Origin of the sequence: Amycolatopsis solani, assembly GCF_033441515.1 — a bacterium.
GTDB lineage: Bacteria > Actinomycetota > Actinomycetes > Mycobacteriales > Pseudonocardiaceae > Amycolatopsis > Amycolatopsis solani.
On the sequence record NZ_JAWQJT010000001.1, the window covers coordinates 1,119,714 to 1,138,928 of the forward strand.

General features: G+C 71.4%; 18 protein-coding genes. 4 read left to right on the forward strand and 14 right to left on the reverse strand.

Going from position 1 to position 19,215, the window contains the following annotated elements; all coding sequences use genetic code 11:
- The first annotated feature begins 9 nt into the window (after positions 1–9).
- Complete coding sequence (locus SD460_RS05695) at positions 10–1,080, forward strand: HpcH/HpaI aldolase/citrate lyase family protein (RefSeq protein WP_290057899.1); 1,071 nt, start codon at positions 10–12, stop codon at positions 1,078–1,080.
- The gene (locus tag SD460_RS05700; RefSeq protein ID WP_318305971.1) at positions 1,077–1,928 is read left to right on the forward strand and encodes an HpcH/HpaI aldolase/citrate lyase family protein; all 852 of its coding nucleotides are present in this window, start codon (positions 1,077–1,079) and stop codon (positions 1,926–1,928) included. The genes SD460_RS05695 and SD460_RS05700 overlap by 4 nt, the downstream gene beginning before the upstream one ends.
- Positions 1,929–1,946: 18 nt before the next feature.
- Here the strand turns inward: SD460_RS05700 and SD460_RS05705 are convergent, their stop codons facing one another.
- The 10 genes from SD460_RS05705 to SD460_RS05750 all read right to left on the reverse strand — a co-directional run bounded on the left by SD460_RS05705 (position 1,947) and on the right by SD460_RS05750 (position 11,638).
- Positions 1,947–2,783, reverse strand: a complete 837-nt coding sequence (locus SD460_RS05705; RefSeq protein ID WP_318305972.1) for a hypothetical protein — start codon at positions 2,781–2,783, stop codon at positions 1,947–1,949.
- Positions 2,776–3,291, reverse strand: a complete 516-nt coding sequence (locus SD460_RS05710; RefSeq protein ID WP_290060029.1) for an RNA polymerase sigma factor — start codon at positions 3,289–3,291, stop codon at positions 2,776–2,778. The genes SD460_RS05705 and SD460_RS05710 overlap by 8 nt, the downstream gene beginning before the upstream one ends.
- A 62-nt stretch (positions 3,292–3,353) precedes the next feature.
- Positions 3,354–4,736, reverse strand: coding sequence for an amidase (locus SD460_RS05715; protein ID WP_290060030.1), 1,383 nt, complete (start codon positions 4,734–4,736; stop codon positions 3,354–3,356).
- 9 nt (positions 4,737–4,745) lie between these two features.
- Positions 4,746–5,501, reverse strand: a complete 756-nt coding sequence (locus tag SD460_RS05720) for an SDR family NAD(P)-dependent oxidoreductase (RefSeq protein WP_290060031.1) — start codon at positions 5,499–5,501, stop codon at positions 4,746–4,748.
- Positions 5,498–6,910, reverse strand: a complete 1,413-nt coding sequence (locus SD460_RS05725; protein ID WP_290060033.1) for an aldehyde dehydrogenase family protein — start codon at positions 6,908–6,910, stop codon at positions 5,498–5,500. The genes SD460_RS05720 and SD460_RS05725 overlap by 4 nt, the downstream gene beginning before the upstream one ends.
- Entirely contained in the window at positions 6,903–7,676 is a 774-nt protein-coding gene (locus SD460_RS05730; protein ID WP_290060035.1) for an ABC transporter ATP-binding protein, read from the reverse strand. Before SD460_RS05730 ends, SD460_RS05725 begins: the two co-directional genes overlap by 8 nt.
- Positions 7,673–8,404, reverse strand: coding sequence for an ABC transporter ATP-binding protein (locus SD460_RS05735; RefSeq protein WP_290060037.1), 732 nt, complete (start codon positions 8,402–8,404; stop codon positions 7,673–7,675). Before SD460_RS05735 ends, SD460_RS05730 begins: the two co-directional genes overlap by 4 nt.
- Positions 8,401–9,207, reverse strand: a complete 807-nt coding sequence (locus SD460_RS05740) for an ABC transporter permease (protein ID WP_290060039.1) — start codon at positions 9,205–9,207, stop codon at positions 8,401–8,403. Before SD460_RS05740 ends, SD460_RS05735 begins: the two co-directional genes overlap by 4 nt.
- Positions 9,207–10,151 carry an ABC transporter permease gene (locus SD460_RS05745; protein WP_290060040.1) on the reverse strand — a complete coding sequence of 315 codons (945 nt, stop codon included), beginning with the start codon at positions 10,149–10,151 and terminating at the stop codon, positions 9,207–9,209. Before SD460_RS05745 ends, SD460_RS05740 begins: the two co-directional genes overlap by 1 nt.
- Entirely contained in the window at positions 10,148–11,638 is a 1,491-nt protein-coding gene (locus SD460_RS05750; RefSeq protein ID WP_290060041.1) for an ABC transporter substrate-binding protein, read from the reverse strand. Before SD460_RS05750 ends, SD460_RS05745 begins: the two co-directional genes overlap by 4 nt.
- A gap of 67 nt (positions 11,639–11,705) precedes the next feature.
- Here SD460_RS05750 and SD460_RS05755 point away from each other — a divergent pair, with 67 nt between their 5' ends.
- Positions 11,706–12,452: a FadR/GntR family transcriptional regulator gene (locus tag SD460_RS05755; protein WP_290060042.1), complete on the forward strand. Its 747-nt coding sequence runs from the start codon at positions 11,706–11,708 to the stop codon at positions 12,450–12,452.
- 10 nt (positions 12,453–12,462) lie between these two features.
- The gene (locus SD460_RS05760; RefSeq protein ID WP_290060043.1) at positions 12,463–13,503 is read left to right on the forward strand and encodes a patatin-like phospholipase family protein; all 1,041 of its coding nucleotides are present in this window, start codon (positions 12,463–12,465) and stop codon (positions 13,501–13,503) included.
- Here SD460_RS05760 and SD460_RS05765 read toward each other — a convergent pair.
- The 4 genes from SD460_RS05765 to SD460_RS05780 all read right to left on the reverse strand — a co-directional run bounded on the left by SD460_RS05765 (position 13,489) and on the right by SD460_RS05780 (position 19,187).
- A complete protein-coding gene (locus tag SD460_RS05765; protein ID WP_290060044.1) occupies positions 13,489–14,067 on the reverse strand; it encodes a class F sortase in 579 nt (192 codons plus the stop codon). The genes SD460_RS05760 and SD460_RS05765 overlap by 15 nt on opposite strands.
- Positions 14,064–14,801: a hypothetical protein gene (locus SD460_RS05770; protein ID WP_290060045.1), complete on the reverse strand. Its 738-nt coding sequence runs from the start codon at positions 14,799–14,801 to the stop codon at positions 14,064–14,066. Before SD460_RS05770 ends, SD460_RS05765 begins: the two co-directional genes overlap by 4 nt.
- Positions 14,802–14,863: 62 nt before the next feature.
- Positions 14,864–15,904 (reverse strand): trans-sulfuration enzyme family protein, encoded by a 1,041-nt coding sequence (locus SD460_RS05775; RefSeq protein ID WP_290060046.1) that lies wholly within the window; start codon positions 15,902–15,904, stop codon positions 14,864–14,866.
- Positions 15,905–15,971: 67 nt separating this feature from the next.
- A complete protein-coding gene (locus tag SD460_RS05780) occupies positions 15,972–19,187 on the reverse strand; it encodes a penicillin acylase family protein (protein WP_318305973.1) in 3,216 nt (1,071 codons plus the stop codon).
- Positions 19,188–19,215: the final 28 nt, after the last annotated feature.

The window sequence follows — 19,215 nt, forward strand, 5'->3', positions numbered from 1 at the left end:
GGAGGACCGATGCGCTCCCCGAAGGACTTCTTCGCCCCGCTCGCCCTGGGCGCACCCGCTCCCGTGCGCGAGATACCGGTGACGCCGTCCCGGATGATCCACTTCTTCGACCCCGGCAACGAGAAGATGGCCGCGAAGGTGCCGGACATCGCCAAGAAGGTCGACGTCCTGCTCGGGAACCTCGAGGACGCCGTCCGCGCGGACCGCAAGGAGGCCGCGCGCGCCGGGCTCGTCTCGATCGCCAAGGCCAACGACTTCGGCAAGACCCAGCTGTGGACGCGGGTCAACAGCCTGGACTCGCCGTGGGTGCTCGACGACCTGACCACCCTGGTCACCGAGATCGGCGACAAGCTCGACGTGATCATGGTGCCGAAGGTCGAGGGTGCGCAGGACATCCACTACGTCGACCGGCTGCTGGCCCAGCTCGAAGCCCGGGCCGGCCTGACGAAGCCGTTGCTGGTGCACGCGATCCTCGAAACGGCGAGCGGCGTGGCCAACGTGGAGGAGATCGCCGGCGCGAGCCCGCGCATGCAGGGCATCTCCCTCGGCCCGGCCGACCTGGCCGCGAGCCGCCGGATGAAGACCACCCGCGTCGGCGGCGGCCACCCCGGCTACCTGGTGCGCACCGACCCGACCGGCGACGACCTGAACGAAGGCCGGACGACCTACCAGCAGGACCTGTGGCACTACACGGTGGCGCGGATGGTCGACGCCTGCGCGATGCACGGGATCCTGCCGTACTACGGGCCGTTCGGGGACATCCGCGACGTCGTCGCGTGCGAGGACCAGTTCCGCAACGCGTTCCTGCTCGGCTGCGTCGGCGCGTGGAGCCTGCACCCGGTGCAGATCGACATCGCGAAGAAGGTGTTCTCGCCTTCGCCGTCCGATGTGGCCTGGGCGCGGCGCGTGATCGCGGAGATGGGCGACGGCACGGGCGCGGTGATGATCGACGGGAAGATGCAGGACGACGCGTCGGTGAAGCAGTGCCGCGTGGTCGCCGAACTGGCCGACGCCCTCGCGGCGGACGACCCCGAACTCGCCGCGGCCTACGACGCGGCCACCAAGGAGATCCTCGGATGACCACGCCCCGCCGCTCTGTCCTCTACATGCCCGGCGCGAACGAAAGAGCGCTGGAGAAGGCCAAGACCATCCCGGCCGACGCGCTCATCCTCGACCTCGAGGACGCCGTCGCCCCCGACGCCAAGGAAGCCGCGCGCGAACGCGTGTGCGCGGCGGTCGGCTCGTACGGCTCCCGCGAGGTGACGATCCGGGTCAACGGCCTGGACACCGAGTGGCACGACGCCGACCTGCGCGCGGCCGCGTCGGCCGGCCCGGCCGCGGTGGTCGTGCCGAAGGTGGACTCGGCGGCCCAGGTGCACAACATCGAGCGCGCGCTGGAACTCGGCGGCGCCCCGGGCCACACGAAGATCTGGGCGATGCTCGAGACCCCGGTCGCGATGCTGCGCGCGGCGGAGATCGCGGCGGCGTCCGAGCGGCTGACCGTACTGGTGATGGGCACGAACGACCTGGCCAAGGAACTGCACGCGGAGTTCGTCCCGGGCCGCGGGCCGCTGCTGGGCGGGCTTTCGCTGTGCCTGCTGGCCGCGCGCGCGACCGGCAAGGTGATCCTCGACGGCGTCTACAACGACGTGAAGGACCTCGACGGCTTCGAGGCGGAGTGCGAGCAGGGCCGTCAGTACGGGTTCGACGGGAAGACGCTGATCCACCCGGCGCAGGTCGAGCCGTGCAACCGGATCTTCGCCCCGTCGGCGGCGGAGATCGACCGCTCGCGGCGGATCATCGACGCCTTCGAGGAGGCCAAGGCCGCCGGCCGCGGAGTGGTCACTGTGGACGGCCGGATGATCGAGAACCTCCACGTCGACAACGCGCGGCGGGTGCTGGCGCTGGCCGAGGCCGTCCAGAGCTGACGGCCCCGGCCACCGGGGTCACGCCGGCAGGTCGTCGGTCCACTCGGCGCTGACCGAGTACTGGTCCCCCGCCGCGCTTTCGACCGGGGTGCCCTTGCCGTCCAGGAACATCGACGCCCCGCTCACCGCGCCGGTCGACGGGTCGATGACCAGGCTGCCGCCACCGGGGAGGTCGACCGCTCGGCCGCCCGGTGCCGCGGCGACCCCGGGGTGGGTGGCGATCGCGCGGAACGCCGCCGCCCGGACCGCCGGGGGCGCCGGCACGACCGTGACCAGCGAGATCAGGGCTTGGAGCACGGCCAGTTCCCGGTGGCCGCCGGGGGACTCCCCGCTCCGGGCGAGCGCGTCCGTGAGCCAGGACCGCAGGGTCGCCGGTTCGGTGGGCAAGGCCTGGATTTCGCTGAGCGTCAGCTCGGACCCGAACATGCGGAACGGCCGGACCTGCGGCTGGAGGACGGCCTTGCCGTGGGTCTTCGCGCCGCGGTACCACTCGTGCCCGTCGGCCTTGGTCCAGTACTCCCAGACGTCCTTGCCCACCTTCGTCGTCACGTGCCAGTACGTGCCGCCGCCCGCCTGGGCGCGTTCGGCGGCCGCCAGCAGGATCGCCTGGCCGGCGCTGACCGGGGCGACGGCTCGGGGCGGCGGTGCGGGAGTGGTCGCGGGCAGGGTCGCCACGACCACCGCGACGGCGGCCGCCGCGGCGACGAGTCCGGTGCCGATCGCGAGCGGGCGGACGCGCCGCCGACGGCCGCCGGCGAGCATGTGGTTGCGCAGCCGGTGGCGGCTGCGGTCGACGACGTCCTGAGCGGGTTCTTCCGGAAGCAGTGCGGTGCGCAGGGTCTCCAGGTCATCCATCGGTGGCCTCCGTGGCGAGAACAGGGGCGAGTTTCTTGCGGGCACGCGTCAGCCGGGAGCCGACCGTGCCCGGGGAGATGCCGAGTGCCTGGGCCACTTCCGCGTAGCCGAGGTCGGCCAGTGCCACGAGGAGCAGGACGTCACGCTCGCCCGAGGACAACCGGGACAACGCTTTCGCCAGCTGCCCGCTCATGACGACGCGGTTTTCGTGGCCCTCGACCGGCCGGGGCACCTCGATCCGGGCGAGGGCGCGGTAGTGCCGGGCTTCCTTGCGGCGGTGGCGCGAAACGAGGTTCGTCGCGATGCCGAACAGCCACGCTCCGACGTCGCCGCGGGTGGGGTCGAACTTCTCGCGGCGGTCGTAGGCGACGAGGAACGTCTCCGCGGCGACGTCCTCGGCCGCCTGGGCGCCGAGGCGGCCCGCGACGTACCGGTGGATCGCCGCGAAGTGGCGGTCGTGCACCTCGGTGAACCGGTCGACGCCGGTCACCGGGGCTGCCTCTCTCATGCGGATCCTTCCCGTCGGCGGCAGCTTCACCCCCACTTCGCCGCCGGGCCGGGATTTCTTCCCTACCCGATCGGCCAGGGGCGCTGCGGCTCGCGAAGGCCTTCGTACGCCGCGGCGGCGCGCAGGACGCCGGCGTCGTCGAAGCGGCGGCCCGCGATCTGGAGGCCGATCGGGCGGCCGTCGCCGGTGTAGCCGCAGTTGACCGAAACCGCCGGCTGGCCGGACATGTTGTACGGGACGGTGAACGCGATGTGCTCGAACGGGCGGGCCGGGTCGTTCGTCGGGGACGCCCACTCCGCCGGCGGGGCCGCGACCGGGCAGGCCGGGGACAGCACGAAGTCGAACGCCGAGGTCGCGCGCAGGGTGGCGACGCTGATCTCGTCGATCCGAGCGAAACCGCGGTAGACGTCGACGCCGGACAACTCCGCGCCGCCGGCGGCCCAGTCCGCGATGTACGGGAGGACCTTGGCGCGTCGCTCCTCCGGGAGCGCCTGCATGTCGGCCCAGGCGCGGGTGCGCCAGAAGACGTCGAGGCCGTCGAGCATTTCGCGGGTCAGGAAGGGGCCGACCGGCTCGACCACCGCGCCCGCGGCCTCGAAGGCGCGGGCCGCCGCGGTGACGGCGTCGAGCGTCGCCGGGTCGACCGGGAGACCGACGCCGGGATCGAGGTGCAAGCCGATGCGCAGGCCGGCCAGCGAGAGGCCGAGCGACCAGTCCAGGTCCGACGGCGGCAGGCTCAGGTGGTCGCGCTCGTCGGGCGCCGACAGGACGCTCATCAGCAACGCCGTGTCCGCGACTGTCCGCGTCATCGGGCCCGCCACCCGGCCTAGGAACGGCGGGGCGACCGGGACGCGGCCGAAGCTCGGCTTCAGGCCGGCCAGTCCGCACCAGCCCGCGGGCAGCCGGATCGAGCCGCCGATGTCGGTGCCGACGTGCAGGGGGCCGTAGCCCGCCGCGGCCGCCGCGCCGGCTCCGGCGCTCGAGCCGCCCGGCGACGCCGACGTCAGCCACGGGTTCCGGGCCGTCTCGTGGAAGCTCGAGAGCCCGGACGTCAGCATCCCGTAGTCCGGCATGGTCGTCTTGGCCAGCAGGACGCCGCCGGACTCGCGGATCCGCGCCGCCGCCGGGGCGTCCTCGACGGCCGGAGTCAGCGCGGTCGCCGCCGTGCCCAGCGGGACCGGGGTGCCGCGGGTCGCGATGTTCTCCTTGAGCGTCAGCGGGACGCCGTCGATCGGACCCAGCGGTTCGTCGGCCGCCCAGCGGGCTTCGGACGCCTTCGCGTCGTCGAGCGCGCCGGAAGGGTCGTACGCGTACAACGCGTGCAGCTCCGGCTCGCGCGCCTCGATGCGGCTCAACACCGCTTCGGTCACCTCGACCGGCGAGAGCGTCTTCGCGCGGTAGTGCGCGACGAGTTCGACGGCGGTCAGGTCGGGCAACTCGGTCATGCGCGCTCCTTACGAGGCAGGCGGTTCGAAGCGGCCGTCGACGGCGGTCCAGCCGCCGTCCACCGCGAGCACGGAGCCGGTGACGAACGACGAAGCGTCCGAGGCGAGGTACACGACCGCGCCGGCGAGCTCGTCCGGACGCGCCCAGCGCCCCAACGCGCCCTTCGCCGCGTACGCGTCGTACCACTCGGGATTCGCCTTGATCTGCGCGGTCAGCGGTGTTTCGACGACGCCGGGCGCGATCGCGTTGACCCGCACGCCGGCCGGGCCGAACTCCGCCGCCGCCGTCCGGAACAGCTGGACGAGACCCGCTTTCGTGGCCGCGTACGGACCTTGGCCGGGCTCGACGGTCGTGCCGCGGATCGACGAGAAGCCGATGATGCTCCCCCGCCCGCGCGCGACCATGTCGGCGCCGAACACGCGCACGACCTCGAACGCCACGCCGAGGTTCAGCGCGATGACGCGGTCGAACTCCTCCCGCGTGTAGTCCAGCAAGCGTTTGCGGACGTTCGTCGCGGCGGTCAGCACGACGACGTCGGGCGGGCCGAGGTCGCTCGCGGCTTTGTCGACGGCGCCGGGCGCGAGCAGGTCCAGCTCGTACGCCTCGCCGACGCCGGCCTCACGCGCGGCTTCGAGGTCGCGGTCCGCGCAGACCACGTCCGCACCGTGGGCGGCCAGGGCCCGCGCGGCCTCACGGCCGATGCCGCCGGCCCCGAGCACGATCGCCCGGCGGCCGTCCAGGCGGAACAACGTCGAGTAGTTCACGGGCGCAGCACCGCCATCCTGGTCACGGTCAGCTCTTCGACGGCGAACCGCGGCCCTTCGCGGCCGATCCCGGAGTCCTTCACCCCGCCGTAGGGCATGGTGTCCGAGCGGAAGCCGGGCACCTCGTTGACGACGACCCCGCCGACCTCCAGCTCGTCCAGCGCGCGGAACGCGGTGTTCAGGGACCTGCTGTAGACGCTGGCGTGCAGGCCGTAGCGGGACGCGTTCACCGCGGCGAAGGCTTCGTCCACATCGGACACCGTGCGCACGCAGACGACCGGGCCGAAGATCTCCTCGTTCCAGGCCTCGACGCCGTCGGGCACGTCGAGCAGGACGGCCGGCCGCAGCACCGTGCCGTCGACACCGCCGCCGACCTGGCGGGCACCGGACCGCTCGATCCACGCGGCGACGCGGTCGGTCGACGCGGGATCGATCAGCGCCGACACCCGCGTCTTCTCGTCGCGAGGATCGCCGACGACGACCTCGTCGAGCCGGGCCAGCAACCGTTCGGTGAACTCCGAAGCGACCGGCTCGACGACCAAGACCCGCTGCACCGAGATGCACGCCTGGCCCGACGCGTAGAAACCCCCGCGCAGCACGGCGTCCACGGCGGCGTCGAGGTCGGCATCGTCCGCGACGACCAGCGCCGCGTTCGAGCCGAGCTCCAGCAACGTCTTCGTCGGGGCGGCGTCACGCGCGATGCGGTGCCCGACCGCGGCCGAGCCGGTGAACGAGACCGCGCCGATCCGGCGGTCGGTCGTCAGCGCGGCACCCACCGACGCGTCGCCGGTGACCAACTGGACCATGGCGGGAAGCGGCGCGACCGACCGCACGAGGTGCACCAGCCACAGCGTGGCCAGCGGCGTCTGGGGCGCGGGCTTGACGATCACCGGGCAGCCCGCGGCGATCGCGGGCGCGATCTTGTGCGACGCCAGCAGCAGCGGGTAGTTGAAGCCCGCGATGCCGACGACCACGCCGATGGGCTTGCGTTTCCAGAACCCGACCAGGCCGTCGCCGGACGGCAGGAGGTCCAGCGGCACGGTCTCGCCGTGCAGCCGCGACACCTCTTCGGCCGCGGCTTCCCAGGTGACGATCGTGCGCGCGACCTCGACGCGGCAGTCGACCAGCGGCTTGCCGGTCTCCAGCACGAGCAGGTTCTCGAACTCTTCGCGTCGCTCCCGCAGCAGCCCGGCGACGTCGTTGAGCAGCGACCGGCGAACTCGCGAGGGCAGCGAAGCCACTTCGCGGGCCACGGCGACAGCTTCGTCCACGGCCCGGGTCGCCAGGGCGGGCGTGCCGACCGGCGCGGTGCCGATGACGCTCCCGTCGTAGGGGAAAACGATTTCTTCGACGTCCACAGTGGACACCCAGCCCGCGCCGACCGGCAGGCCGTCCGGGTGCTCAGCCATCTTCACCTCCGCTCAGCCGGGCCAGTTCCGCGCGCAGGTTCGGCGCGGCGGCCAGCAACTCCCGCGTGTACTCGTGCTGCGGCGCGTCGTAAACCTGCGCCACGTCACCGAGTTCGACGATCTCGCCGCGGCGCATCACGGCGACGCGGTCGCAGACGTGCCGGACCACGCCGAGGTCGTGCGACACGAAGATCAGCGTCAGCGCGAACTGCTCCACCAGCGACGCGAGCAGGTCGAGGATCTGGCCGCGCACGGAGACGTCGAGCGCGCTGACCGGCTCGTCGGCGATCAGGACGCTGGGGTTGGGCGCCAGCGCGCGGGCGATCGAGATGCGCTGCCGCTGACCGCCGGAGAACTGGTGCGGGTAGCGCTGGGCGGCGTCGACGGGCAGGCCGACGGCGGCGAGCAGCTCGGCGACGCGGTCGGGCTCGCGGCGGCCCAATGGTTCGGAAATGATGTCGCGCACGCGCATGCGGGGGTCGAGCGAACCCATCGGGTCCTGGAAGACGATCTGCAGTTCCGACCGCAGGAACCCGAGCCGGCGTTCCGGGAGGTTGTCGATCCGGCGGCCTTGGAACGACACCGTGCCCGCGGTCGGCTTGTCGAGCGCGGCCAGCAGCCGGACCAGCGTCGACTTGCCGGAGCCGGATTCGCCGACGATGCCGAACCGCTGGCCGGCTTCGACGTCGAAGCTGACGCCGCGCAGCGCGTGGACGTCCCGGCGGGCGTAGCGGCGTTCGAGGTCGCGGACTTCGACGATGCTCATCGGCTGGCCTCCAGGTCCGAAGCGGCCAGGAGCTTGCGCGTGTACTCGTGCTTCGGCGCGGTCAGGACTTCGCGCGTCGAACCGGCTTCGACGATCTCGCCGTCGAGCATCACGAGCACGCGCTCGCACACCGACGCCACCACCGCGAGGTCGTGGCTGATGAAGAGGAGCGCACTTTCACGTGAAAGTGCGGTCTTGATGAGGGCGAGGATCTGGGCCTGGACGGTGACGTCGAGGGCGGTCGTCGGCTCGTCGCAGATCAGCAGCGACGGCTCGTTGGCCAGCGCCATCGCCAGCACGACCCGCTGCCGCTGCCCGCCGGAAAGCTGGTGCGGGTACGCCCGCGCGGTGCCCGCCAGGCCCACCGCGGCGAGCAGGTCTTCGGCGCGGTGGCGGCGGCCGTGGATCCGGCCGGGCTCGGTGACCTGGCGGCCGACGCGCATGGCCGGGTTCAGCGCCGTCATCGGCTCCTGGAACACCATCGCCAGCTCGTCGCCGCGCAGCCGGGACAGGTCCTTTTCGGACATCCCGAGCAGCTCACGGCCGTTCAGGGCGACGGAACCGGACGCCGGCAGCTCCTCGGGCAGCAGGCCCATGATCGACAACGCCGTCAACGACTTCCCGGAGCCGGACTCGCCGATCAGCCCGACGCGCTCGCCCGCGCCGATCTCGAAGGAGACGTCGCGGACCAGGGACGAGACGCCGAGACCGCGTACCGAGAGCGTCATACGCGGGCCGCCAATCGGGGGTCCAGGCGGTCGCGCAGGCCGTCGCCGAGGAGGTTGAAGCCGAGCACGGCCACGGCGATCGCGATGCCCGGCACCAGCGCCAGCCGCGGGTGCACGGTCAGCAGTTCCTGGGACTCCTGCAGCATCCGGCCCCACGACGGCGTCGGCGGCCGCGTGCCGAAGCCGAGGAACGACAACGCCGCTTCGGCGAGCACCGCGATCGCGAACGACACCGAAGCCTGGACGATCAGCAGGCTGGAGATGTTCGGCAGCACGTGCCGCACGGCGATGTTCGGCCGCGACCGGCCGCCCGCCCGCGCGGCGAGCACGAACTCGGTGCTCATCACCTGCAGCGTCCCGGACCGCGCGATCCGCGCGAACGACGGGATCGTGGCGATGCCGATCGCGACCATCGCGGTCAGCGTGTCCGCCCCGAACACCGCGCCGAACATGATGGCCAGCAGCAGCGCGGGGAACGCGAGCACGAGGTCGTTGACCCGCATGACGAACTCGCCGAGCCACCGCGGGGACATCCCGGCGAGGATGCCCAGCGGCGTGCCGATCACCGCGGCGATGCCGACGGCGACGACTCCGACGTACAACGTGGTCCGCGCGCCGACCATGATCTGGCTCAGCAGGTCCCGGCCGAACTTGTCGGTGCCGAACCAGTGGGCCGCGCTCGCGTCGAGCAGCCGGTTCGCCGCGTCGACCTTCACCGGGTCGAACGGCGTCCACACGAACGACAGCAGCGCGGCCAGCACGACCAGGCCGACGAGGACCCCGCCCAGCACGAGAGTGCGCATCACGAACCCCGCAATCGCGGATCGAGCACGGTGTAGAGGACGTCCACGACGAAGTTGACCAGCAGCACGCCGGCCACCAGCACCAGCACGATCCCCTGCACGGTCAGCAGGTCGCGGGCGGCGACGGCGTCCAGCAGCATCGACCCGAGCCCCGGCAGCACGAACACGCGCTCGACGACGACCGCGCCGATCAGCAGCGTCGCGAGTTGCAGGCCGAGCACGGTGACCACCGGCACGGACGCGTTGCGCAAGCCGTGGCGCACCAAGGCCTGTCCCGGCCGCAGGCCCTTGGACCGCGCGGTGCGCAGGTAGTCCTGGCCGAGCGTGTCCAGCACGGCCGAGCGGACATAGCGCGTGAGCACCGCTCCTTGCACCAAGCCCAGCGACAACGCGGGAAGCACGAGGCCGCGGACGAACTCGCCCGCGTTCTGATCCGGCGGCGTCCACCCGCCGGACGGCAGCCAGCGCAGCTGCACGGCGAAGATCTGCACGAGGATGATCCCGGCCAGGAACGCGGGGATCGCGACGCCGATCTGCGACAGCCCCGAAACGCCGGCGCCCGACGCCTTCCGGTGCTTCACCGCGGCGAACGTACCGGCGGGGACCGCGATCACCAGCGCCACCAGCATCCCCGCGCCGACCAGCCACAACGTCACGCCGAGGCGGTCGAGCAGCTGCGGGCCGATCGAGTCGCGCGTGACGTACGAGCGCCCGAAGTCGCCGTGCAGCACGCCGCCGATCCAGTCGAAGTACTGCGTCACCAGCGGCCGGTCGATGCCGAACTCCGCGCGGGTCTTGGCGAGCAGCTCCGGTGTCGCGTTGACGCCGAGCGCGACCTGCGCCGGATCGCCCGGCAGCACGGCCATGAACAGGAACACCACGATCGACGCGACCAGCACGCTGACCACGAAGATCGCCACCCGGCGCAGCACCTTGGCGGTCATCGCGGCGCCAGCCCGGTGAGGTCGAACGACTCGCTGACCTGGTTCCGGACGAACCCGCCGACCTTGGCCTTCGCGACGATCACGTTGGGGAACAGGAACAACCAGTCGGCGGCGGCGTCGGTGTTCAGCTGCCTCGCCACCTGCTTCATGTCCGCGACCTGCTGCTCCGGCGTCCCGCTGTCGGCGTCGGCGAGCAGCTGCTGGACGCGCTTGCTGTCGTAGCCCCAGTAGTACTTCGGCTTCCCGAACGTCGTGATGTCGCGGGCTTCGACGTGCTGGATGATCGACAGGTCGTAGTCGTGGTCGGTGAAGACCTGCTTCAGCCACACCGCGGGGAAGTCGAGCGGCTCGATCGTGGTCCGCACCCCGACGTCGGCGAGCTGCGACTGGACGACCTGCGCGGCCGAGACCGCGTACGGCAGGTTCGGGATCCGCAGGCGCAGGTTCAGGTTCGTCGCGCCGGCTTCGGTCAGCATCGCCTTGGCCCGCCCGGGATCGAACGGGTGGACGTTCGCAAGGTCTTCGTACCAGGGATCGGTCGGCGGGACCATGCTGCCGATCAGCGTGCCGCGTCCGGCCCACGCCGTGTCGAGCAACGCCTTCCGGTCGATCGCGTACGTCAGCGCCTGCCGCACGCGGACGTCGTTCAGCGGCGCCCGCGCGTTGTTCATCGCCAGCGTGACCTCGGAGTTCGTGGTGCCCTGGACGACCTGGAACCGGTCGTCGGCCTGGAACTGCGGGATCGAATCGGGCGCGGTGATCGCCGAGATGACGTCGATGCCGTTGCTGGACAACGCGTTGTTCAGCGCGGTCGGGTCCTTGATGTACTTGAGGACCACGGTCGAGTACGCCGGTTTCCGGCCCCAGTACGCGGGATTCCCCTTCAGCACCACGGAGTCGCCGCGCTTGCGCGCCGCCACGACGTACGGCCCGGTGCCGACCGGCTTGGTCGCCAGGTCCGCGACGCCGCTCGGGCTGAACATCGCGCCGAGCCGGCTGGTGAGGCTGAACAACCAGCCGTTGGACGGCTTCGAGAGCACGACCCGCGCGTGGTCCGGCGCCACGACGTCGACGTGGTCGACGACGTCCATCGTGGACTTGATCGAGATCGTCCAGTCGGTCTTCACGCGCAGCAGCGAGAACTTGACGTCCTCGGCGGTGAACGGCGCGCCGTTGCTGAACTTGACGCCCGGCTGCAGCTGGAAGTCGTAGGTCTTGCGGTCCGGGCTGATCGTCCACGACTTCGCGAGCAGCGGCACCACGCGACCCTGCGAGTCGAGCTTCACCAGGCCTTCGTAGACGTTGTAGAGCAGTGCCTGCGGGATCGCGGCGCCGTCCGTGCGCGTGAAGTCGAAGTTCGCCGGCTCCGCCGTGAAGCCGACGGAAAGCGTGTCCGGACCTGCGGAAACGCTGGCGGACGAGCCGGCCGAGCAGCCGGACGCCACGAGCAGCAGCGCCGCTGCCAGCACGTGAAGTCGGGCTTTCACTCGGCCTCCAGGTCAGTACACTGGTCTGACCAGTAGCCTGACACCACGGGGACGACGAGGTCAAGGGATGCGGTTCGAACCGGTGGCTCCGGTCCGCGCGTACGAGCGGGTCGTCGAGCAGATCGAGCAGGCCGTGATCAGCGGCGAGCTCAAGCCGGGCGAACGGCTGCCGAGCGAACGCGAGCTGATGACGCAGTTCGGCGTCGGCCGCTCGACGATCCGGGAAGCCCTGCGCGTGCTGCAGGCCGCGGAGATGATCCGCTCGCGGCCCGGTGACCCGCGCGGACCCGAGGTGCTGGCCGCCTCCCCCGTCGCGTTGCACCGCTCGATGCACCGGCTCGCGCGGGCGGACCACGTCGGACTCGCCGAACTCCTGCAGTTCCGGATGATCCTCGACGGCTCGGCCCACCTGCTCGCGGCGGAGCTGCGCACGGACGACGACCTGGCCGGCCTCGACACGGCGCTGGAGTCCATGCGCGAAGGCGTTTCCCGCGGGTACGCGGAGTTCAGCCGCGCGGACGTCGCCTTCCACGAAGTCATCGCGCGGATCTCGCGCAACCCCCTGTTGGTCATCAGCGAAGAAGTCGTGCGCGGGGTCGTGCTGGAACTGATCGAGGACAAGCTCGAACACGCCAGCAACCGGACGTCGCTGATGCGCACCTGGCTCGCGCACCACGCCGAGGTGCTCGACGCGATCCGGGCCGCCGACGGCGCCGGCGCGGCGCACCTGGCGAAACAGGCGTTGTACGACAACTACGCCGAATACGTCCCCGCACCGCAACGCCCGCTGCTCGCGCCGTTGCTGCGGCCCTAGACTCGGCCGGGTGGACGCGGCGAAACGGGACGGTGTCGGGCTCGCGCTCTCCGGGGGTGGCTACCGGGCGATGCTCTTCCACGCCGGGGCGCTCTGGCGGCTCAACGAACTCGGCTGGCTGCCGAAGCTGACCACGGTCTCCAGCGTTTCCGGCGGCTCGATCGCGGCTGGGGTGCTCGCGCACGCGTGGCACAAGCTGTACTTCGGCGAAGACGGCGTCGCGGAGAACTTCGGCAAGGAAGTCGTGCAGCCGCTGCGGAAACTGGCCCGGACGAACCTCGACGTCCCGGTGACGCTGAAAGCGCTCTTCATGCCGTGGCGCAGTGCGGGCGAAGAACTCGCGCGCCGCTACGCGAAGCACCTCTTCGGCGACTGCTGCCTCGCGGACCTCGACCCGGCCGGGCCGAACTTCGTGTTCACCGCGACCAGCCTGCAGGACGGCTCGCTGTGGTGGTTCTTCCGCCAAACCGGCCCGCACGGGCAGATCCCGCTCGCGACCGCGGTCGCCGCGTCCTCGGCTTTCCCGCCGCTGCTTTCGCCCGTCGTGATCCCGGATCCGCACCGGCCGGACCGCAAGATCGTGCTCAGCGACGCGGGCGTGTACGACAACCTCGGCCTGGACCCGATCGAGAACCAGCGGGCGACCGTGCTGGTCAGCGACGCCGGCAAGAAGATGAAGCACGAGGAGAAGCCGAACCGCACCTGGCCCCTGCAGATGTTCCGCGTGCTGACGGTGATGGACAACCAGGTCCGCGAACTGCGCACCGGCTCGCTGCTGAAGTCCTACCAGGACAAGCGGTTCGCCGGCACGTACTGGGCGACCTACAGCGACATCTCGCACTTCGACCTGCCGGACGCGCTGCCGGCACCGGTGGCGCAGACCCGGGCGCTGGCCGTGACGAAGACGCGGCTCACGAGGACGTCGGAGAAGACGCAGGACCAGCTGATCAACTGGGGTTACGCGGTCTGCGACGCCGGCATGCGCCGCTGGGTGTGCCCGGACACGAAGCTGAAACCCGAATACCCGTACCCCGGCTCAGGCGTCGGCTAACTTCGCGTAGACGACGATGTTGTCCTTGTAGGAGTGCTCGGCGTGGTCGAACGCGCCACCGCAGGTGATCAGCCGCAACTCGGGTTTGTCGCTGTTGCCGTAGACGGCTTCGCGCGGGAACGTCTCCTTCGGCACCTGCGTGACGCGGTCGACGACGAACTTCAGCTTCTTGCCGTCGCTGCGGTCGACGTCCACTTCGTCGCCGGGCGTGAGGTCTTTGAGCTTGTAGAAGATGCCGGGCTTCTTGTCGCCGTCGACGTGCCCGAGCACGATCGCCGGGCCGACGTCGCCGGGCACGGGCGAAAGCTTGTACCAGGCCGCCTGCATCGGCGTGTGCACCGACGGGACGGAGATCGAGCCGTCGGGCTTGACCGCCACCGCGAGCAGGCTGGACTCCGCACCGATCTTGGGGATCTTCACCGACGTCGGCCGGAGTCCCTTGAACGGCACGGTCACCGGCGCCGAAGGGGGCACCGGGGCGGCGGCTTTCGGCTGCTCCGGAGCACTGCAGGCGGCGAGCGCCAGCACGAGGGCGAGTGCGGCACCCGCCCGCCGGACGCTCACCAGGCCGTGCCGCCGAAGCCCGTCTCGACCCCGCCCTTGGGCGCGACCTTGACCTGGGCCTTCGGGGCGCTGTTGCCCGGCGCGGCCGACGTCGGCGTGGCCGAGGAGGTCGCCGTCGTGACCGGCGCGGTGCTCGAGGGGGCAGCGCTGGTGCTCGTGACCGGCGGTTCTTCCTGCTCGAACTCGACCAGGCCGTTGCCCTCGACGCCGTCGCAGGTCCAGCTGAACTTCGCGGTCGTGGTGCCGGCCGGGGCGTCGACCACGCGCACGGAGTAGTTCCAGTAGCGGCCGTCGGCCTCGTCCTGGTCCGGGCCGCCGGTGACGCTCAGGTACTGGGTCGCGACCGCGCCCGGCCGTCCCGCCGCGCAGGCGATGACCAGGACGCCCTCGCCGCCGAGGCCGACGAACCCGTGCCCGACGTTGTCCTGGTAGTCGTCGTCCTTCGGCGGCTCGCTCGTCGCCGTCGTGGTGGTCGTGCCGGGGGCGTCGGTCTTCACCGGGCCGGTCACCGATGGCGTCGTGGTGGTCGACGTGGTCTCCGACGTCGACGGGGCCGTGGTCGTGGTGGTCGTCTCGGTCGTGCTCGGCGCCGTCGTGGTCGTCGCCTCGGACGTCGTCGTGGTCGTCTCCGGCGTCGTGGTGTCCGTCTGGGCCAGTGCGGCCGGTGCGGTGGCGGCGGTGATCAGCGCGCCCGCGGAGACGATGCCCGCGACCCGGCTCAGCGTTCTACCCACGTTCGGACTCCCTACGGCGAGGACCTGCGATGCCGCGACTATCGACGATTCACCCGTCCGCGTTACTCCGGGAGGGCGAAGCGCAGGTCCGCCCAAAGGTCCTCGGGATCCTCCAAACCGACGCTGAACCGGATCAGCCCGGACGGCACGCGCTCCTCGCCCGCGAGCCACGCCCGCCGCTCGACCAGGCTTTCCACGCCGCCGAGGCTGGTCGCCGACCGGATCAGCCGGACGGCGGCGCAGAACCGGTCGGCCGTCTCGGCGTCGGCCAGGTCGAACGAGACCATCATCCCGAAGCCCGGGTAGCGCACCCGCCGGACCGCGGGGTGCCCGGCCAGGCGCTCGGCGAGCAGCGCGGCGGTGCGGGACTGCTCCGCCAGCCGGACCGGCATGGTCCGCAGCCCGCGCAGGGCGAGCCAGGCTTCGAGGGCACCCGGCGTCGACCCGACCCGGGTCCGTGCGCCCTTCAGCTCGGCCGCCACCTCGGGATCCTTGGCGACGGTGATGCCGAGCAGCAGGTCGCTGTGCCCGCCGATGAGCTTGGTCGCGCTGTGCACGACGACGTCCGCACCCAGCTCCAGGGGCCGCTGCTGCAACGGCGTCGCGAAGGTGTTGTCCACGACGACCCGCCCGCGCGCGGCGGCGGCGATGGTCTCGATGGCCATCACGTCGAGGGTCGGGTTGGTCGGCGACTCGAGCCAGACCAGGTCGGCGGTCGCGGCCTCGGCCACCCAGGCCTCGGTGTCGGTCGGCTCGAGCTCGGTGACGGCGAGCTTGCCGAGCTTCTGCGCGTGGGCCAGCACCCCGCGCGTCACGGCGTAGCTGAACGTCGGCACGACGACCCGCGACCCGACCGGGAGCAGGTCCAGCACGGCGGAGAGGGTGGCGACCCCGGAGGCGAACGCCGTCGCGTACCCGCCTTCCAGCGCGCCGACGGCTTCTTCGAGCGCCAGCCACGTCGGCGTGCCGTCCCCGCGCGCGTACGCGAAGTCGCCACCGGCCTGGTACGTGCTGGTGGCGACGAGCGGGGTGTTGAGCGGTTCGCCGGGGCCGTGCGGGCGGCCGGCGGCGATGGCCTTGGTGCGGGGCGTCCAGTCGTCCATGCGAGCACGGTAACCCGCGGTGGGGAGGCCGGGCCGCCCGCGCGTCCGCGAACGGCCCGGCCTGGTCTCAGTGCGCGTACACCTCGAACTCGTACAGCGAATAGCCGTACTTGGTGCCGCGCTGGACGCCCAGCAGCTTCACGAACCGCGCCGACGTCGGGGCGAACGAGACGTTGTCCTGCCCGCCGTCGCCGTCGGTGACCGAGGCCGCGTCCGTCCAGTTCACCGCGTCGGGCGAGAGCTGGATCCGGTAGCTCTTCCCGTAGGCGGCTTCCCAGCTCAACGCCACCCGCGAGACCTGCTGCACCGAACCGAGGTCGACGGTGATCGCCTGGTCGTCGCTCCAGTCGCTGGCCCAGCGGGTCGAGGTGTTCCCGTCGATCGCGTTCGACGCCGGGGAGTTGTAGAAGCCGGTCTCGGCGCTCGTGGCGCTGACCGTCTTCCCCGGCGCGAGGTTGGCGATGTTGTCGCCGCGGTGCGCGGTGTACTCGACGACCTGCTGGAACGTCGGCCGGTTCTGCCAGCTGATCTTGTCCTGCGTGATGCCGCCGAGCGGGTTGTGGACGATCGTGTCGGCACACCACTGGTCACCGGCCGAGCAGGACGCGTCACCGGGGTAGACGGTGTTCGCGGCCTGGCCGGCGGCCGTGGTCAGCGAGTCGACGAGCGCCTGGCGGCACGTCGTGACGTTGCCGCCACCGCAGAACGTCTGGCCGAGCGGGCCGGCCACCGGCTGGCCGAGCACCTGCCGGATGTCCTTGCTGACGTAACCCCACCAGCCGAACTGGAACGACGAACCCTTGTGGGGCTGCCCGGTGTGCTGGCCGTTGCCGTTCTGGAAGCCGGACGGGCTTTCGTTGATGCCCAGCACGCCGGTCATCGCGTTGTAGGCGTCGTCGCCCATGCCCGGCTTGAACTCGGCCTGGACGAGCAGCGGCCACCAGGCGTCGAAGATGCGGATCGCGTCGGCGTCCGCGTACGCCTTGCTGCCGGCCGAGGTCTCCGTGCGCAGCTGCCCGTGGGAGAGCCACGTCTTGAGCTTCGCCTCGGCGTCCGCGGCCGCGCCGGTGGTCGGCGTCTTGTCGAGCACCTGCAACAGCAGCGGCAGCACGCGTTCGGCGCGCAGGTCCGACAGCGCGGCCTCCTCCATCGCCTGGGTCAGGTTGACCCGGGTGACCTTGGTGCCGCTGGAGATCAGCTTCTTCACGCGCGAGTCGAGCAGGTCGACGCGGTGCACGGCGGACTTGTCCGCGCCCGCGGCCGCGTAGCCGTTGGCCTGCGCGTTGTTCCAGCTGACGTAGTAGTCCTGGTTGACCGACTGCGGGTGCTGCGACGCCGGCGTGTAAGTCGCGACGTTGCCGGCCGGGTTCCAGCCGTTCCAGTCGTGGCCCTGGTCGCCCCAGACCGGCATGTTCGGGTCCACATTGGACTGCCGGGACGGGTTGCTGCCGGAGTTGAAGTACGCGATGTCCTTCGAGTCGGCGTAGAACCAGTTGAACGTGTAGTTGATGTCGGCCGCGGCCTTCTGGAAGTCCGCCGCGGACTTGACGAAGCCCGGGTCGTTCAGCTCCTGGAAGCCGATCAGCGAGTCGACCTCGTGGAAGTAGGACGAGCGCAGCGCCGCGTACGCCACCGGCTTGCCGCCGACGGTCGCCCGGCTCTGCACCGGCCCGTACTTCGTCCGGTAGCTGCGCAGGGTGTACGAACCCGCCGCGGTGCCGTCGGCCACGGTCGGCTTCCAGGCGTTCTTCACCTCGACGGTGTCCATCGCGATGCACTGGCCTTGCCAGGTGTAGTAGTTCGAGTCCTTCGTCGGCGCCTTGCCGCTCGGGTCGCACAGCTGCAGCGCGTAGGTGTCGATGATGTCCTGCGCCGACGTCGTCGCGCTCCACGAGTAGTCCTGGCCGCGACCCAGCAACGTGTACATGCTCAGGCCGGCGAAGGCCGCGCCGCGCGAGCTGATGCCCGGGCCCTGCAGTTCCTGCAACAGCAGCAGCTGCGGGGCGAAGTAGCCGGTCTGCGGGCCGAAGACGGCGACCGGGTGGCCGCTGGCGGTCTTCGCGCCGGAGACGAGCAGCGCGTTGGACATGCCGTGCTTCTCGCTCAGCATGTTGCCCGGCAGCACGCCGTTCTCGAACATGCCGCGGGCGGGCTCCTGCTCGGCGGGCGCGGCGACGTCCACAGTGGACGGGGTGGCGGCCGAAGCCGAGCCGGTCTTGTCGAACACCAGCTGCTGCCCGGTCACCGAACCCTTGTCCGGCAGGGCCTGGCCGACCGCGTTGGCCGGCGTCTTGCCGTACGGGAAGGTCTGGCCGTCGTGCAGCGTCTTGACGGCTTCGGGGTCGTCCTCCGAGCGCAGGCTCTGCCACACCTTCTCGCCCTGCACGACGCCGTACTTCTCCTGCATCGCGAGCTTCGCGATGGCGTTCTGCACCTCGCCGCCGCCGCCCGCGCCGAACTCGGCGCCGACCAGCGAGGCGAGCGCGACCAGGTCGGTCAGCTTGAACGGGTCGATCGACCCGGCGTTGGTGATCGAGTCGACGTGCCCGGTCAGCACGTACTCGCCCGGGAAGTAGCGGCCGTTGTAGGAGTCGCTGATGTACTTGTTGATGCCGTCGACGTACGCCTGCGCGTCGGCGAGTCCCTGCGCACCCCGCGGGCCGTTGCTCGCGACGCGGTCGATCTGCTGCTGCAGTTCGGCTTCGGTGTAGGGCGCGTTCGAGAAGAACTGCTGCTCCAGCTCGCGGTTGGCCGCCGCGCCGCCGGCGAACGGGGTGACCTGCCCGCGCGCGGCGTGGCGCAGGACGTCCATCAGCCACAGCCGGTCCTGCGCGGCGGCGTACCCGGCGCCGAACTCGGTGCCGGCGCGGGTGGTGCCGGTGATGTGCGGGACGCCGAGGGCCTTGTCCCGCACGATCGTCACGTCCGAGCGCGGCTTGGTCGTGCTCGCGACCTGGTCGGCCGCGACGCCGAACGACGAGTCGTTGAAGTACTGGTTGATCGCGCTCGTGGTCAGCGTCTTGTACCCGTTCGCCAGCGACGAGTACTTCCCGAGCTGGTCGGAGGCGTGCGCCGGGCGGGTGCCGAACACCTTGTGCGCCAGGATGTCCGCGAGCGTGGCGTTGCCGTTCTCGCCGGGCGGCAGGATGTCGCTGCACTGCCCGCCGCAGTAGTCGTCGGGCGACGCCGCCTGCGCGGCGGGCGCGGTGACGGCGACTTGGGTGAGCCCGGCCACGAGGGCCCCCAGTGCCGTGAAGGTCAATGCGCGGATGCCTCGTCGCATACCGGGCTCCCTCGGCTCGGAAGAGTGA

Excerpts from the sequence above, each read along its gene's own strand:
- SD460_RS05695 (WP_290057899.1), top strand. The coding sequence starts at position 10 with ATGCGCTCCCCGAAGGACTTCTTCGCCCCGCTCGCCCTGGGCGCACCC.
- SD460_RS05700 (WP_318305971.1), top strand. The coding sequence starts at position 1,077 with ATGACCACGCCCCGCCGCTCTGTCCTCTACATGCCCGGCGCGAACGAA.
- SD460_RS05705 (WP_318305972.1), bottom strand. The coding sequence starts at position 2,783 with ATGGATGACCTGGAGACCCTGCGCACCGCACTGCTTCCGGAAGAACCC.
- SD460_RS05710 (WP_290060029.1), bottom strand. The coding sequence starts at position 3,291 with ATGAGAGAGGCAGCCCCGGTGACCGGCGTCGACCGGTTCACCGAGGTG.
- SD460_RS05715 (WP_290060030.1), bottom strand. The coding sequence starts at position 4,736 with ATGACCGAGTTGCCCGACCTGACCGCCGTCGAACTCGTCGCGCACTAC.
- SD460_RS05725 (WP_290060033.1), bottom strand. The coding sequence starts at position 6,910 with ATGGCTGAGCACCCGGACGGCCTGCCGGTCGGCGCGGGCTGGGTGTCC.
- SD460_RS05730 (WP_290060035.1), bottom strand. The coding sequence starts at position 7,676 with ATGAGCATCGTCGAAGTCCGCGACCTCGAACGCCGCTACGCCCGCCGG.
- SD460_RS05735 (WP_290060037.1), bottom strand. The coding sequence starts at position 8,404 with ATGACGCTCTCGGTACGCGGTCTCGGCGTCTCGTCCCTGGTCCGCGAC.
- SD460_RS05740 (WP_290060039.1), bottom strand. The coding sequence starts at position 9,207 with ATGCGCACTCTCGTGCTGGGCGGGGTCCTCGTCGGCCTGGTCGTGCTG.
- SD460_RS05745 (WP_290060040.1), bottom strand. The coding sequence starts at position 10,151 with ATGACCGCCAAGGTGCTGCGCCGGGTGGCGATCTTCGTGGTCAGCGTG.
- SD460_RS05755 (WP_290060042.1), top strand. The coding sequence starts at position 11,706 with ATGCGGTTCGAACCGGTGGCTCCGGTCCGCGCGTACGAGCGGGTCGTC.
- SD460_RS05775 (WP_290060046.1), bottom strand. The coding sequence starts at position 15,904 with ATGGACGACTGGACGCCCCGCACCAAGGCCATCGCCGCCGGCCGCCCG.
- SD460_RS05780 (WP_318305973.1), bottom strand. The coding sequence starts at position 19,187 with ATGCGACGAGGCATCCGCGCATTGACCTTCACGGCACTGGGGGCCCTC.